The sequence below is a fragment of the Ignavibacteriales bacterium genome, from assembly GCA_026390595.1.
Lineage (GTDB): Bacteria > Bacteroidota > Ignavibacteria > UBA10030 > UBA10030 > UBA9647.
The window spans coordinates 21,395-36,715 of the sequence record JAPLFQ010000023.1 but is presented as its reverse complement, the minus strand read 5'-3'; the positions used below and the strand labels follow the sequence as shown (position 1 = coordinate 36,715).

Below are 15,321 nucleotides of genomic sequence, written 5' to 3'. Positions count from 1 at the left end.
TGAAGACAATGAATGGAAGGAAGTGGTATCAAGTCTACTCTCCCGTCTCAACTGCTTCAACACATCTGCCGCTGCCGCGGTCATACTGAGCCCGTCGGCGATCAGTTCCTGACGCATCTACACGTTCACACGTCGCATCTACTTCTTGAACGATTGATCTCTCGTTATCAATTCAATCTTGACAGGGATATCAGTTGGAATGCTCTGTCCCTTCATTGCCTGATATGCGTACTCGACGGCCAATCTTCCCATCTCTTCAGGATGTTGGGCGATTGATGCGTGCATTGCTCCATTGAGCATCGCTGAACGGCTGTCCTTGATAGCATCGAAACCGACCACAATGATCTTGCCTCGCTTCTGGGCCGAAGAGATTGCCTCGACGGCTCCGAGGGCCATCATATCGTTGCACGCGAACACGGCCTGGATCTCAGGGTGTGCCTGGAGAATGTTCTGAAAGACATTGTAGCCCTGATCCCGTTCCCAGTTCGCGGTTTGGGATGCGACGATCTTGATTCCCTTGAATTTCTGAATGGCCTCATGAAAGCCACCCAGACGCGCGTCCCCCGTTTCGTGGCCGGGGATCCCCTCCAGTATTGCCACGTTCCCCTTGCCCCCGAGCTGGGCTGCTATGAATTCGCCTGCGATCTTCCCGCCGTCTTTGTTGTCTGAACCAATGAACGCCATCGTGGCGGCACCCGCCTCGGCCAAAGTCTTCTGATCAACCCGTGTATCGATGATCAGCACAGGGATCTTTGCCTGATTCGCTTTCAGGATCGCAGGGACGATCTCCTTTGAACCGCTCGGCGTGATGCATATCGCCGAGACCTTCCTCTGAATGAGATTCTCAATAATCTGCATCTGTTTCTCGACATCTACTTCGCGCTCCGCGGCCTGAACAACCAGCTCCACGCCCAGTCTTTTCGCCGCCGCTTGCGCGCCTTCCTGCATATCGATGAAGAAGGGATTGTTCAGAGTCTTCATTACAAATGCGATGGTGGGTCTGCCACCTTCCTCAGTACGTTTGCACTGCTGCATGCAGAGTGCCGATGCAAGAAGAAGAATCAAGAGCGCGCGTTGTTTCATGAGAAGATGCCTTTCCCGAGTGTAAGCTTCCGGTCTTTGCGCAGCGTCATGTCGATGAGTACGGCGAGAATGATCACGGAACCGATTACGATCTGTTGTGTGAATGATGAAAGCCCGAGGAGGTTGAGACCGTTTCTCAGAATGCCCATAATGAAGGCGCCGATCAGCGTGCCGGACATTTTTCCTTCGCCCCCCATCAGACTCGTCCCGCCGATGACGACTGCGGCGATTGCGTCAAGTTCGTACATCATCCCGGCGATCGGCTGAGCGGAATTCAGCCGTGCCGTCAGGATCACCGCTGCAAGTGCGCTCAGGAAGCCGCACAAGGCATAGATCGCTGTTTTGACGAGTTTCGTGTTGATGCCCGAGAGAGTTGCGGCCTCTTCGTTTCCTCCGATGGCGTAGGCATATCGGCCAAGTTTTGTCCGGTGGAGAACGAAATGAGCGATCACGTAGATAATGCCCATGATGACCACCGGTGCGGGGATTGAGGCAATCTCGCCAGTCGCCAGAAACCTGAACTCTGCGGAGAATCCCGAAATCGGCCTGCCATCGGTGTAGAATAGTGCAGTGCCGCGTGCCACGCTCATCATACCCAGGGTTGCTATGAACGCGGGGAGACGGCCGTAGCTGATAAAAAGTCCATTCGTCAAGCCGCACACCGCTCCCACGCAGAGTCCAATGAGAAGAGCGACGGGCGCCGGTTGTCCGCCATGCAACATTCCGGCAAGTACCACGCCCGAAAGAGCCACGATGGATCCCACCGAAAGGTCGATGCCTGCAGCGATGATGACAAACGTCATTCCAACGGCGATGATTGCATTGATGGACGTCTGCTCGGCGATATTCAACAGGTTAGAGACAGTGAGAAAGTAGGGGCTCAGTATCGCGAATACCAGCGTGACAACGAACAGCCCGATCAAGGTACCAAACTGCCTGCTGTTCTGTACGATCAGTTCTCTCGTTGTCACAATAGTCCTTTCAAGCAGACCCGATATAGCCAGGAATAGAACGCTGATAACACGGATGGTACGAGATCTGCACTGATGAAGATCCTGTCATGCGCCGAGAGCATACCGCATGATCGCTTCCGGGTTTGCCTCATCGGCCGCCATTTCCGCGGCCACGGTGTGCTGATGCATGATGAGTATTCTGTCGCTCATCCCCAGGATTTCCGGAAGATCGGATGAGATCATGATGATTGCAACGCCGGAGGCGGTGAGTGCATTCATGAGTTGATAGATTTCCACTTTGCTTCCGACGTCGATACCTCGCGTCGGCTCGTCGAAGATGAAAATCTCGGCCTTGCTGCAAAGCCACTTTGCCAGCACTACTTTTTGCTGATTTCCGCCGCTGAGGTGAACGACTTTCTGCTGCATATCCGGTGTTCTGATGCGCAGGCTCTGTGCATACGAGCCGGCCACGTCTTCCTCCTGTTTGAAACTGATCACCCCGAGTCTTGTACACGAATCGAGACTTGCAAGGGTGATATTTTCTTTTACAGACAGATTCAGCACGAGTCCCTGTGACTTCCGGTCCTCGGTGAGAAATCCCATCCTCTGACGTATCGCCGCGCGGGGAGAGCCGATCTTCTGCAGCTTTCCCCTGACGAAAATCCGGCCGGAGATCGTCCTGTCCACTCCGAAAATGGCGCGTGCGAGCTCCGTTCTGCCGGATCCCAGCAGGCCTGAAATTCCCAGTATTTCGCCCCGGTGCAGGCAGAAGCTGATGTTGTTCAATCCGAGTTTCGTACTGATGTTGTCCACCCGCAGAACCTCTTCGCCGATCTGCGATCGTTGCCGCGGGTACTGTTCCTTCAATTCACGATCGACCATCATTCTCACGAGTTCCGCCCTTGAAGTCTCAGCAATGCTCTTCGTCCCAATGGACTTTCCATCACGAAGAACCGTCACCCGGTCACCAATTTCGAAAATCTCTTCCATCCGGTGTGAAATATATATGACCGACACTCCTGTCGCTTTCAACCTGCGGATTGTCTCAAACAACTGGCCTATCTCGGTTTCGGAAAGAGCCGAAGTCGGTTCATCCATGATCAGGATCCGGGCATTCAGTGAAAGAGCTTTTGCCACTTCAATCATTTGTTGCTGGGCGATTCCGAAGTTCTTGATCGGTTCGGCGCAGTTGATGTGCAGGCCGAGTTCTTTCAGGATCAGCCTGGCGTTCTCATGAAGCGATGCAGTGTCGATAAGTCCGAGCGAATTTGTTTTTTCCCGTCCGAGGTAGATATTCTCCGCAGCAGTGAGGGAGGGGACGAGGTTCAGTTCCTGATAGATGATCCCAATGCCGAGCTCTTGCGCATGCCTGGGAGATTCTATTGAGACCTTCGCCCCGAAGAGTGAGATCTCGCCCCCTGTGAGAGGATGAGCACCGCTGAGAATCTTGACGAGAGTAGATTTCCCGGCCCCGTTTTCTCCGAGGAGGACGTGAACCTCACCTTTCCGCAGTTCAAAATCGACATCGTCCAGCGCGAGAACGCCGGGATAGGCTTTCCTGATCCTCTGCATTTTCAGGATAACGTCATCAGCCATAAGTTTGCGCTGCATCGAGGGGGTGCCGTGCCCGATTCTGTCGATCGACGATGACACAGATTGTTATGCAATGTGATTGTGTGAAACGGTGCAGTGGATACCGATGGCAAGCCCGGCTATAGCGTCCGCAGATACTCGATTGCGTGCTTTGCGGCCAGATCAGAGTCGGGCAAGGGGAGGATCTCGGCAGAGACGAAACCGGAATACCCGATATCTTTCAGCGTATCGAGGACCGACCTGAAATCGACGTGCCCGGCGCCGGGATACCATCTGTTCGAATCCGCAACGTGAACGTGAAAGAGACAATCCTTGGCCGCGCGGATACTTTCTGTGATCGAGGCTTCTTCGATGTTCATATGAAACGTATCGAGGAGGAGACCGACATTCTTTCTGCCAACTTTCTCCAGCAGGGCAAGACCTGATTGAACCGTGTTGACCAGGTCTGTCTCGTATCGGTTGATCGGTTCAATGGCAAACTGCACGTTCTTGTTGACAGAAGCACATTCATGGAGCGCGTCGACGAGCCATTGCTCCGCCACTTCGGCAGCAATCTCGCGGTCTTTCTTCCCGCGCACCAATCCAATAATCACCATCGCGTCGAGCTTGGATGCGAGCATTGCCTGCGACTTGATTCTGGCGATGGCCTGCTCTCGGATTTCTTTCCTCGGATCGGTGAACGAAAGCTTTTCTTCTCCATATGCCTGCCCGGTCCCAAGAGCGGGAACGGGCAGGTTGTGTTCCTTCAGAAGGGAGGTCAGGAAACCAACATCGAGCTGACCCGGATCCCTGACAGCGAGCTCAACGCCGTCAAAGCCAAACGCTTTGATTTTGGCGATGTTCTCGGAAAGATTACCTTTATAGGCAAGTGCCGAGAACGTGGACGGCTGCGTTGAGAGAACGATACTAAATTTCATCGTATTACAGTCCCATTTTTCTAATTGCATAGATCGGTCGCCACCCCGGAGTAAACGGTTCCTTGAGGTATGGTACCATTTCCTCTTCAGTGCGCATGGTTGTTTTTTCGATCGGGGGCAGTTTGCCAGACGGGAAGGCTTCGAACAACTCGTCGTGAACGAGCGTCAGATACGTAAGAACTGCTGCGACTGTGCGTTTCGCTTTTTCTGCCTTTCCGATCGTTGGACGGCCAACTACGCCTTCCGGAATCGAACCCATTTCCGTGGGGAAGTGACCCTGACCTTCTGACCAGCGGGAGGGACGTCCGAACGGATCGACTGCCTTATCGAAGTGCCCGTCGGGGAGATATGGTGTGACGGTTGTTTCTTCCGCGTACGACATCTCGACGTATTCCTTCGCGAGCAGGAGCAGAACCGAAGTCTCAGCTTCATCAGCGTGTACGAAATCGTCATCCCAGTCTCCGCCGCGCGCCTTCGTGCGGAAGAACTCTCTGACAGCCCGGTGCCAATCAATGGTCCTGAAAATGCCGGGCAAATTCCACGTCTTCTGGAGCTCCTGGATGGCAGCTTCCAGCAGCCAGGAATGCCCATGATTATTGATCAGGACGATCTTTCTGAATCCGTCGTTCCAGAAACCGACCATGACATCGATCAGCATCTTCTTGAGCACTTCGTCTTCAAGGTGAATCGTGCCCGGCATGCCGACGTGGTGATGCGGGTGCCCGCCGAAATTCAAGGGTGTCCAGGTGAGGTTGACCGGTGCGCCTTTCTTGGCTGTGTACCGCCGGACGCCTTCGAGAAGCTGTGTGACCATAAACGTATCGAGTGCGGTGACGGTGTGAATGCCGTGGAGTTCGGTGCAGCCGATAGGAATAAACAGAATGTCATTCTTCTTACGGTTCTCCACGACGTGTTTGCGGATCGTCGTCTGAATGTACGTTCCCGGTTTCGCCAGTTCTGACGGCGTAGGGATACCATAGTCGGCGAGGATCTGATCGATTTCCTTGTCGCTCGCGTCCCAGATTCTCTTCTTCAGTCTGCCGACGCTGGTGTCTTCAAAGGAGATATCTCCCCGGTTTGCTTTGATCCAGTTTGCCATGATTCATTCCTCAGATTTTGTTTAGTCGAATTTCGTGACAGTGATCTTCACATCGTCCCGGTCGGTTTGCAGCTTCACCAGACTCGGTTCCACTTCATCCAGCGTGATTTTCTTGGTGATCATTGGAGAGACATCCATCCCGGATGAGATGCAGCTGATCACGTTCGGGAACACACCCTGGCCGGAATGCCCCTGGGAGCCGACGACGTTTGCGCGCCGGACCTGGAGGACCTCGCCGTTGAGCGGAATTCTGTCATCAGCACGAGCCACGACGACGACGGTTGCATTGATCGCCCGTCCTTCCCAGATGATACGCTCGACATCGGGCCATACGACGCTGGGAAGCCCGGTTGCTTCGAGAATTAGGTTCGCTCCATGTCCGTTCGTGATATCGAGGACCGCGTCCGCGACATTATCCGTTTTCGGATCGATGACGTGTGTGGCGCCGATTGACAGGGCCATCTTCCTTCGTGCTGCCGAAGGTTCTGAAAGGATGACCGCATTGGCGCCAGCTCTGCGCAGGATGGCGCACGCTGCTGCTCCAACCGGTCCGGCGCCGAGGATGACAACATTCTCGCCGGGTTGAATTCCGCCGCCACGCGTAATGACTGCCGTGTAGGCCACAGACGTCGGCTCGACGAGGCTTCCGAGCTGCCACATTTTTTCTTCGCCGTACAGCTTTCTGAAATCCTCGATGCTCCACAGGTACCGGGCGTCAACCACGATGTGTTTCGCATATGCGCCGTCGATCGAGAAGCCGATTTCCTGCAGGCTTTCACAATGGTTCGGGAAGCCATCGGCACACGGCCGGCAGTAGCTGCACCACATCATCTCTTCCGAACAAACCCCTTCGCCGACTTCGAGTTTGCGGCCGGTTCGCTTGTTGATCGCCTTGTCGCCTGCCATGACGACGGACCCGCAGAACTCATGCCCGAGTGTACACGGGAACGCTGTCAGGCCGGGATAGAAGATATAGCCGTCTTTGTCCTTCTGGTACATGTGCACATCGCTGCCGCAGATGCCGCACGCTTTGACCTCGATGAGGACTTCCGTCGGTCCCGGTTCGCGGACTTCCTTGTTCACGATTTTGACCGTCGGGTTCCGCCATACGCGGCTTCCGAGGTACGTGAGTTTCTTGTCGATGTCTTTCTTCCCAAGAGCGAAGCCCGGCCTTGGGTCCCAATCTGCAAACAGTGATACAGTTCTCATGACAGCTCCTGTCGAAATGTGATGTCGTTCAGTGTGTGTACTAAAAATCTTTGACGTTGACGATCCTGGATTCCTTGAGGGACGCTGTCGCGGCAACCGCAACCTGCAATCCGGCGATTCCATCCTGGATCGTGATCATCGGCTCCAGGTCGTTCTGGAGATTGTTGAGGAAATCATTCAACTGTGAGACGTAGGCCTCACAGAAACGTTCGGGGAAATAGGGGACTACGTCGTGCGTTACGCCCTCGGCGGTCATCACGAGTATTGGTGTCTCGCGAAGATATCCGATCTTGAGCGTCCCTTTTGTTCCCAGGACTTCTGCCCGGATATCGTATCCATAGATGCCGTTTCTGCTGATGTCAATTTCCCCGAGACATCCACTCTCGAATTTCATGGACATGATAACATTGTCTGTATCGCCGGTGTCCTTGACTTCGGGATACGCCAGCACGCCGCCGATCGAATAGACAGATGAGATCTCCCCCATATACCAGCGGGCGATGTCGATGTCGTGGATGGCCATATCGAGGATTTGCCCGCCGCTGTTGTGCGGATAGAGGTATTCGAGGGTAGGGAGGTACGGGTCTCTTGAAGAGCCGCGAAATACGACAGGAGTTCCGATGACCCCCTCGTTGATCTTCTTCTTTGCGGCTGCGAGCCCTTTGTCGAACCTTCTCATATATCCCTGCTGATAGAATACGCCGTGCTTCTCGATGGCAGCTTTCATTTCACGGGCGTCTTTCAGGCTCAACGTCATCGGTTTTTCGCAGAAGATCGGTCTTCCCTTGGACGCGGCGTCCAGCACTATCTCCTTATGATTTGCAGTGGTCGCGGTCACGATGACTGCTGCGAGGTTCTTGTCCGAGTTGATTTCCTGATGACTGAAGTAAGCCTTGTCGATGCCAAATCTCTCTGCGCATTTCGTCGCCCGCTCGGGGACGATGTCGGCCACGGCGACAAGGTTCGCGCCTGTAACCCGCGTGGTGAGGAAATCGGCATACATGGTTCCAAGTCTTCCAGCGCCTATAAGACCAACGTTGATTTTCTTTCTCACGGTGTATTCCCTTTTCTGATTGGCGAACCCTGAACGAATGTCCGCGTGGTGAAACAATTGTTGAAGTATCTTTTCTACTTTGTAAACAGTGTCAGCGTCTGCCGCAGCGTGTAGTCGCCGGTGAACTTCTGATCCCGGTAGAATTCGGCGATGCCGATTCCACCGCTGATCTTTATTCTCATGAATGTACTTGGTCTCCACCCGCAGTTCTTCCAGAATGTTGCCGTATACTCTTTTGCTGTCGCATCACTACTCTGATACTTGGTGTAGAACTCATTCAAGGCCTTCACGGTCTCTGCGTCCGTGAGGTCGCTGTCTTCTTTCCCTGGTATCGGGTTCAGAGTATAGATGATGTTTTTGAGTTCCTTCTTGTCGGATTCCAGGAAGTCCGTTATCGACTTCGATTGATTGACGCCGGCGCTCTTTCCTTTTTCAATGGCCTGGGCGATGGCCTTGAACAGTATTTCGGGAGTGTACGTGTCTTCATAGCCGTAGATATGACCGTCGTTCAGAAGCCATAGACCATTGATGCTCGCGTACGATGCAGCGTGAGTATGTCCGCTGACATATGCCGTCACATGATGCTTGAGGAGGAGCTGTTGAAATTTCAATGAGTGGTCCGGGAATTTGTCGAGCACTTCTCCAACATGACGCTGAGTCCCGTTGTCCATATCAAGGACGGAAACGAGCGGCTTGTGGCCGAATACGATAGTGTGTTCTTTCTTATTCTGGGCGAGGTCGTCCTCCAGCCAATTCAGAAGCTCGGGTATGACGTCTGCTTCTTTTGCATTGTCACTCTTTCCGTCATAGAAAAGATTGAGAACCACGAAGTGGACATCGTTCCAGTCAAATGAATAGGTGGTTTCTTCGCTGTTGGAAGGGCCTTTCCTGACGAGATTCCGGAATGATTTGTCTCCCCGGTTCAATGATCGCAAATATTCCATCGAAGCATCGTCTTTGTCGTGATTGCCGCGTACGGCATACCATGGATAGTCCTTGCCGAACACCTTATCCATCAGGTCACGAGTCGCCGAAGGAGTGTCAATGTCTCCAAGCACGACCATGAACGAGCCCTGCCCGACTTTCTTGATTGCTTCGTATCCTGGAAGCGTGTAGTCCTTGGTGCGAAAAGCTTCAGTTGTGTGGGTGCGCTGGTCGCTGGAAATTATGAATGCGAAATCCTTGTCAGATGTGGACGAACAGGAGAGGAACAGGCTGCCGACGAAGATTGCCAACAGCAGCTGCAGGAAACTTTGCCTTTTCATTGTATGTACTCCCTGGTGTTTCTGGAATGATGATAGAGCGATATCGTGGCCCGGCAGATCTTTCCGGCTTCATTCTGTCGAACAGTCGTGTTCAAGAAGGCACCGGAGAGCACCAGTGCTCCGGATACACTAGTACAACTTCTGCGTGAGCCTCAGCGCGTAATCGCCGCCGAAGCCTTTGTCACGGTACATCTCAAGGACTGCGGAGTTCTTCGTTACATTCAAGCGAAGAAACGTGCTCTTTCTCCACTCGGTGTTGGTCCAGAAGAGCTTCGAGTACTTCTCAATTCCCGCGGTTCCCTTGCTGCACTCATCGTAGTATTCAGACAACCTGGTCAACGTCTGCTCGTCGGTAAGATCCTTGTACGACTTGCCGTTTCCGAATCCCAGATAGTAAACGAATTTCTTCATTTCATTGACGTTCGCCTTGTAGAAGGCCTTGATCGCGTCGGCAAGGCTCATTCCATTGGATCGCTGCTTCGTAACTTCCTCGGCAAGGCGCGGAAAGAGCGTGCTGGCAGTAAATGTTCCTTCTTGTCCGTAGAGATGGCCTGAATTGATCAACCACAACCCGTTGACGTTTGCGTACGATGCGCAATGGGTGTGTCCGCTGAAGTATGCCGTGACGCCATATTTGACCAGCAGGCGCTGAAATTTCAACGAGTTGTCCGGATACTTGTCGAGTGCGTCTGCGAGATGCCGGATGGTTCCGTTGTCGATGTCAAGGAAGGGGAAGATAGGCTCGTGGCCAATCACGAACACGCGGGGCTTCTTGTTCTGCTTCAAATCGTTCTCCAGCCACGCGAGAAGCTCCGGGACGATATTGCCGTCGCCCCCCCTGTCGCTCTTTCCGTCGAAGTACACGTTGAGGACGACAAAGTGCACATTGTTCCAGTCGAACGAGTATGTTGTCTCCTCGCAACCGGCCGGACCTTTTCGCAGTATGTACGGAAGCCCGTTGGGGCCCCGGTTCATCGAACGCAGGTACTCGGTGTTCGCTTCCACTTCCGTATCGTGATTGCCAACCACGGGATACCAGAGATAGTCCTTGCCGAGCACCGACGCGATGAGCTCGCGCGTCGCCGTGGGTGGATCGAGGTCGCCAAGCACAACCATGAATGATCCTTTGCCAACCTTCTTGATCGCCTCATAGCCGCCCAGCGTGAATTCATGCGTCCGGAATGCGGGAGTCGCATGCTCCCGCTGATCGCTGGAGATAATAAACGAGAACGCGTCAGCCGATTTCTGCGCTTGCGCGGGGACGGTAACGGCGGTGACGAAGAGAAGAATGAATAGAACCTGAAGAGACCTTTTTTTCATTTTCGACTCCGGATAATGACCTAGGCAAGACCGACTGATTGGTACTCTTTCGCCATGAAATCACGAACATCACTCTCACCGCGGAGGAACGGGCCTTCGGCTTCCATCTTCAGGCTTGTTGTAGCGGCGGACCAGATGATGGCCACTTCCGGGGGTTCCGTCAGCCTTTTCGTGATGTAGGAAGCAATACAGGTATCCCCGCGGCCGCTTCTGCCGATCAAGCTCTTGTTTCGCCACGGCGCCTCGTAGAAAATTCCATCTGCCAGCACAAGGATTCCATCTTTGTGCGTCAGAACCACTTCCTTCGGACCCATCTTCGCGAGAGCGGTAGCGGCCTTCTTGATATCCGATTCGTCGGTGAGTGATTCGGCTTCGACGGCATCGGTCTTGAGCACATCGACCAATTTCAGATGTTCTTCTTTTTCCGGCCACGGGGCGTGGAGAAGCGTGGTGTCTGGTGCGATGATCCGTATGAAGCCCTGCAGGTCTGCAACGAGGAGGGCGTCTTTTTTTCGAAGCGAGCGCACAACCTCCAACGGGATTTCCCCGCGGATAGAGCCATTCATCAGGAACGCTCTGGCTTCGAGCGATTCAAACTGGTCCGGTGTAAACGAACCGGCAGTCTTTGCGCAGCGAAGTATCCTGTCGTCGGGATTTGCGGAGCGGTATTCCAGCACCATATGTGTCGACGAAGGAGTATAAAAAGGAAACACATCGATACCGATATTCTTGAGCTTGTTGACAACCCGTTCATCTTCCTTCGCGAGGCGCGTCACCGCGGCGACGTTCAATCCAAGCATCCGCGCTGCATGGGCGCCATAGTTGAACCCTCCGCCGTCGAGATACCGCGTACCTGACGGTGTGATGATGGTGTCCTTCGTATAGTTGCCGAAAATGACCATGTCATATTTCTTTTTCACAGTTGCCATGAAAACTCCTTCGTTCTTAGTCGCTCACTTTTGCTTTCCACAGGGATGTCGCAAGGATGAGGGAGAGGACGGAAGCCCCCACCCAGAAAATGATTGCCGAGCTGAAATCATAGTGCCTGACCCCGTCGACGATCGTGGTTCCTTTCTCGATGAAGTAACCGCTGATGAGGTCCTGCGTGGCAGCACCAAGGTAGCTGAAGACCCCGATGATCCCCATTGCGGCCCCAGCGGCTTTCTTTGGTGCTATATCAGTGGCAAACAGCCCGCCGAGTGAAACGAGCAGCCCGCTGATGGAGAACCCATAGAGGATAAATGCGAATGACAGCAACGTGACACTCGCTAATGGCGAGAGAAAAATGATGCTCAAGGCAAGAAGCTCCAACAGACCGCAGATCAGGGTCACAGGGGGACGTTTGGCGTGGAAGAATTTGTCGGATATGTATCCGTAGCTGAGGCTTCCGATAAGGCCAGCGATTGTATTGAGCCCAAGGAGACTACCTGCCTCCACTAAAGAGTAGCCTTTGGTCTCCTGCAGGAAGAGAATTCCCCAATTGACCACAGCATATCGTGTCACGTACATCATGCTGCTCGCCAAGGCAAGAATCCAAATGGAGGGCAACTTCAAAATGGATTTTTGAAGAGACCAGACGCTTGGCGCCTTCTGTCCCGTGTCAACCACCGGTGCTCCGTGGTCGTTTCTCCAGTCCGCCACAAGAGGTAGTCCGAGTGTTTTCGGGCGATCCTGAAGCAGGTAATGCATGATGAATGCGACAGCCACGCAGGTGAGTCCGGGGCCCATGAAACCAGCACGCCAACCGAACAAAGTTACCAGGCCTGCGATGACAACGTATGTCAACCCCTCGCCGGTGGGGTGCCCCATACTGAAGAACCCATACCATCTTCCTCTTTCATTGTTGCTGAACCAGTTTGTTATCGACACCATCGCGGACGGAGCACCAATCCCTTGAAACCAGCCGTTCAAGGCCCAGAGAACCACCCAGACCCAGAGTAACGGAGTCCAGCCCATGGCGATGTTTATTAAAGCCGACATCAAAATGCCGAAGGAGAGGAACCTCTTGAGATTGGCGTGGTCTGCAAGAAACCCGTTTGTCAGTTTGCCAAATGCATACGAATAGAAGATTGCCGAACTGATCAGTCCTAATTCCTGAGCATTGAAGATCCCGCCATCGATCAATGGTTTCTTTACGACGGACAACGCGAGACGGCACGTATATGCTATTCCATAGCCGAATGTAATCGCCGTCATGATCCGCCATCGATGCTTCTTATAAAGAGCACTCACACGTGTCTGATCTTCGATCAGAGGCGCGTCTCGACCGGTAGCAAAGAACTTCAATACCCTGTTCATGTTATCCCCTTGTCGTTCGAGGAAGAGGAAGCCTTAGTATTCACATTGCTACGGCTTGATGACGATCTTCATTGCCTTCTTTGGAATGTGCTTCATCGTCGCGAAATCGAGACCCAGCTTTCCAAAAGCGCTCACACCATCTTCGAGACGAATCACTTCCGTGAAGAAGGGAGCCATGTTGAGTTTGTGTGACTGGAGGATCTTGATCGCGGGCAGGCAGGTATTCTGACCTATGTAAGACCCGAGAACCTTGATTGCTTTCCGCGTGATGGTGTTCGGTGTGATTGTTGCCTTGACGCTGCTGTCCATGCCGAATGCGAGGACCTTGCCCCCGGGGGCGACATAGTTCAGTGCGTTCTCGAGCTGAGTTCCGACCGCATCGATAACGATGTCGGCACCCTTTCCGTCTGTGAAGGTCTTCACTTGTTTCTCGATGTCGATCTCGTTCGGGTTGAACACCGGCACACCGAGCTGCTTTGCGACGTTGATTCTAAACGGATCGATCTCGGTGCACATCACCCGCGCGGCCACATTATCAGCCAGCGCAGAAAACAGGTAGCCGATCGGTCCGAAGCCGAGCACGACGACGGAGTCCCACGGCTGCATTTGCACGATGTTCATTCCGTTAAGGACGGTGCCAAGTGTTTCCACTTGTGTAGCGGTGATGTCATCGATTGAGTCCGGCACTTTGTAACAGGCATTTTCGGGGAGCACACAATATTCGGCATATCCTCCATCCTGGAAAATTCCGATGGATTTGTCCTTCAGCCATTCGCACTGGCTGCTCATGCCTGACCGGCAGAACTCGCACACGCCGCAGCGAAGACTATTATCGACTGCAACGCGGTCTCCGGGTTTCATCGTGGTGATTGCGCTGCCGATCTCCTGGACGGTGCCGACGAATTCGTGGCCCAGGACTGCATTTACGCCGACGGCGTGTTTTCCTTCCAGGATCTTGACATCCGTCCCGCATATCCCGCAGGCGATGACCTTCACGAGAACCTGGTTCGGTGCTGAGATCTTAGGAACGGCCCTGTCTTCAAGTTCGATCTTGCCAATGGCTTTGTACGCAAGTGCTTTCATTGTGTTCATTTTTCCTCCGCGTTGCTTTCTGCTATAGGTAGGAACGTTTGTTGCTGATGCTTTGTCTAGTTGTCTAGACAAAGATATGAAGGAGACATTTGCGAGTCAAGAGTAATCTTCACAAAACGAAAGAAAACATTGCCAAATATGGAAACAAAGGCCAAATAATCGATAATACGTTTTACCTGTGGAAATAGTACTTGACAATTGAAATATAACCTTGTATGATTGTCTAGACAAATGAAGAGAAACGAAGAATGATCGTCGACAAGAATAGCCCGATACCTCAGTACTTCCAGCTGCAGACGTGGCTCGCCGAACAGATTCAGGAGGGGATCTTCAAGCCGCAAGACAGGATACCCACTGAAGAGGAACTCACGCAGCTCACGGGTCTCGCACGGGCAACAGTGCGGCAGGCGATTCAGAACCTCGTGGGTATGGGCTATCTCAGCCGGAAAAAGGGGCTGGGGACATTCGTTACGATCCCGCAGATTACCACTCAAAAGCAAACAATCGTCGGAATTATCGTGCCGGATATCAGGTCGGGGTATGCCCCTGAACTCGCTCGTGGAGTGGAAGACAAAGCGGCGAAGAGCAAGCACAGCCTGATGGTGTGTAGTTCAGACGACCTTTTTATCAAGGCGGAGTTTCACGCGAACAGGCTGATAGAAAACTCTGTCAGCGGCGTCATTTATGTTCCGACCGCCTCACCGGACGCGAAGAACAAGATGATCGTTCAGAAATTCAAAGAGCGTGATATTCCGGTCGTGCTCGCCGATCGCTCAGTGCCCAACCTCGAGATCGATCACGTGACCACGGACAATCTTGACGGCGCGTACAAGATGACAACGTATCTCATTAACAAAGGGCACAGCAAGATTGCGTTTGTGTACAGCAACATCGTCAGCACTGAGCGCCTGCGCTTCGATGGATACCGGAAGGCTCTGAGCGACCACGGTATTCAGTACGAACCGTCCATTGTCGTCAGTCATCCTGGACCGTTCAACGATGAACAGTTCACAAAGTATGCACAGTCGATCCTGAAGCAGAAAAAGAAATTCACCGCCATCTTTGCGGCGCACGACAGAATTGCGTTCACGTTCTACGCTGTCGCAAGAACAATGGGAATCTCTTTCCCCGAAGATCTTTCCATCGTGGGCTATGATGATCTCGGCTACCATAACTTCCCGCTCACGACGATGCACCAGCCCATTTATGAAATGGGCGAGGAAAGCATGAAACTTATCAGCACCAGGATTCGCGGTTCCAAGGAGGGTCCGAAGTCCATCGTGCTGGCATCGCATTTAATAGAGAGAGATTCTGTCGCTCAAGTCTAAAGAGCGAGTCGCACCGTGTCACCACCGCGGCGAGCACCGGATCCGACAAACCCGCCCCGGTGGTACAAAACAACAACCTGCCATTTCTGTTCAAGATTCTTGCAGAGAGT

General features: G+C 53.2%; 13 protein-coding genes. 1 reads left to right on the top strand and 12 read right to left on the bottom strand.

The window, feature by feature from the left end; genetic code table 11:
* Positions 1 to 138: 138 nt before the first annotated feature.
* The 12 genes from NTU47_12390 to NTU47_12335 form a co-directional block, all read right to left on the bottom strand.
* The gene (locus NTU47_12390; protein ID MCX6134604.1) at positions 139 to 1,083 is read right to left on the bottom strand and encodes a sugar ABC transporter substrate-binding protein; all 945 of its coding nucleotides are present in this window, start codon (positions 1,081 to 1,083) and stop codon (positions 139 to 141) included.
* Entirely contained in the window at positions 1,080 to 2,054 is a 975-nt protein-coding gene (gene rbsC / locus NTU47_12385; protein MCX6134603.1) for a ribose ABC transporter permease, read from the bottom strand. The genes NTU47_12390 and rbsC overlap by 4 nt, the downstream gene beginning before the upstream one ends.
* Positions 2,055 to 2,141: 87 nt before the next feature.
* Entirely contained in the window at positions 2,142 to 3,689 is a 1,548-nt protein-coding gene (locus tag NTU47_12380; protein MCX6134602.1) for a sugar ABC transporter ATP-binding protein, read from the bottom strand.
* Between the two features lie 59 nt (positions 3,690 to 3,748).
* On the bottom strand, positions 3,749 to 4,546 hold the full coding sequence (gene iolO / locus NTU47_12375; protein MCX6134601.1) for a 5-keto-L-gluconate epimerase: 798 nt from the start codon (positions 4,544 to 4,546) through the stop codon (positions 3,749 to 3,751).
* Between the two features lie 4 nt (positions 4,547 to 4,550).
* The gene (iolN, locus tag NTU47_12370) at positions 4,551 to 5,645 is read right to left on the bottom strand and encodes a 3-dehydro-scyllo-inosose hydrolase (protein ID MCX6134600.1); all 1,095 of its coding nucleotides are present in this window, start codon (positions 5,643 to 5,645) and stop codon (positions 4,551 to 4,553) included.
* 21 nt (positions 5,646 to 5,666) lie between these two features.
* Positions 5,667 to 6,854: a scyllo-inosose 3-dehydrogenase gene (iolM, locus tag NTU47_12365; protein MCX6134599.1), complete on the bottom strand. Its 1,188-nt coding sequence runs from the start codon at positions 6,852 to 6,854 to the stop codon at positions 5,667 to 5,669.
* A gap of 40 nt (positions 6,855 to 6,894) precedes the next feature.
* Complete coding sequence (locus NTU47_12360; GenBank protein ID MCX6134598.1) at positions 6,895 to 7,908, bottom strand: Gfo/Idh/MocA family oxidoreductase; 1,014 nt, start codon at positions 7,906 to 7,908, stop codon at positions 6,895 to 6,897.
* A gap of 74 nt (positions 7,909 to 7,982) precedes the next feature.
* Positions 7,983 to 9,173, bottom strand: a complete 1,191-nt coding sequence (locus NTU47_12355) for a metallophosphoesterase (protein MCX6134597.1) — start codon at positions 9,171 to 9,173, stop codon at positions 7,983 to 7,985.
* 129 nt (positions 9,174 to 9,302) lie between these two features.
* Positions 9,303 to 10,493 carry a metallophosphoesterase gene (locus NTU47_12350; GenBank protein ID MCX6134596.1) on the bottom strand — a complete coding sequence of 397 codons (1,191 nt, stop codon included), beginning with the start codon at positions 10,491 to 10,493 and terminating at the stop codon, positions 9,303 to 9,305.
* A gap of 20 nt (positions 10,494 to 10,513) precedes the next feature.
* Positions 10,514 to 11,422, bottom strand: coding sequence for a PfkB family carbohydrate kinase (locus tag NTU47_12345; protein ID MCX6134595.1), 909 nt, complete (start codon positions 11,420 to 11,422; stop codon positions 10,514 to 10,516).
* Positions 11,423 to 11,438: 16 nt separating this feature from the next.
* Positions 11,439 to 12,791 carry an MFS transporter gene (locus NTU47_12340; protein MCX6134594.1) on the bottom strand — a complete coding sequence of 451 codons (1,353 nt, stop codon included), beginning with the start codon at positions 12,789 to 12,791 and terminating at the stop codon, positions 11,439 to 11,441.
* A gap of 48 nt (positions 12,792 to 12,839) precedes the next feature.
* A complete protein-coding gene (locus NTU47_12335; protein ID MCX6134593.1) occupies positions 12,840 to 13,883 on the bottom strand; it encodes an alcohol dehydrogenase catalytic domain-containing protein in 1,044 nt (347 codons plus the stop codon).
* Positions 13,884 to 14,131: 248 nt separating this feature from the next.
* On the opposite strand from NTU47_12335, the gene NTU47_12330 reads away from it, so the two are divergent.
* Positions 14,132 to 15,211 (top strand): GntR family transcriptional regulator, encoded by a 1,080-nt coding sequence (locus NTU47_12330; GenBank protein MCX6134592.1) that lies wholly within the window; start codon positions 14,132 to 14,134, stop codon positions 15,209 to 15,211.
* The last annotated feature ends 110 nt before the right edge of the window (positions 15,212 to 15,321 follow it).

Bases quoted from the DNA above. Each gene is read 5' to 3' on its own strand.
- NTU47_12390 (MCX6134604.1), bottom strand. From the start codon at position 1,083: ATGAAACAACGCGCGCTCTTGATTCTTCTTCTTGCATCGGCACTCTGC.
- iolO (MCX6134601.1), bottom strand. From the start codon at position 4,546: ATGAAATTTAGTATCGTTCTCTCAACGCAGCCGTCCACGTTCTCGGCA.
- iolN (MCX6134600.1), bottom strand. From the start codon at position 5,645: ATGGCAAACTGGATCAAAGCAAACCGGGGAGATATCTCCTTTGAAGAC.
- iolM (MCX6134599.1), bottom strand. From the start codon at position 6,854: ATGAGAACTGTATCACTGTTTGCAGATTGGGACCCAAGGCCGGGCTTC.
- NTU47_12355 (MCX6134597.1), bottom strand. From the start codon at position 9,173: ATGAAAAGGCAAAGTTTCCTGCAGCTGCTGTTGGCAATCTTCGTCGGC.
- NTU47_12350 (MCX6134596.1), bottom strand. From the start codon at position 10,493: ATGAAAAAAAGGTCTCTTCAGGTTCTATTCATTCTTCTCTTCGTCACC.
- NTU47_12345 (MCX6134595.1), bottom strand. From the start codon at position 11,422: ATGGCAACTGTGAAAAAGAAATATGACATGGTCATTTTCGGCAACTAT.
- NTU47_12340 (MCX6134594.1), bottom strand. From the start codon at position 12,791: ATGAACAGGGTATTGAAGTTCTTTGCTACCGGTCGAGACGCGCCTCTG.
- NTU47_12335 (MCX6134593.1), bottom strand. From the start codon at position 13,883: ATGAACACAATGAAAGCACTTGCGTACAAAGCCATTGGCAAGATCGAA.
- NTU47_12330 (MCX6134592.1), top strand. From the start codon at position 14,132: ATGATCGTCGACAAGAATAGCCCGATACCTCAGTACTTCCAGCTGCAG.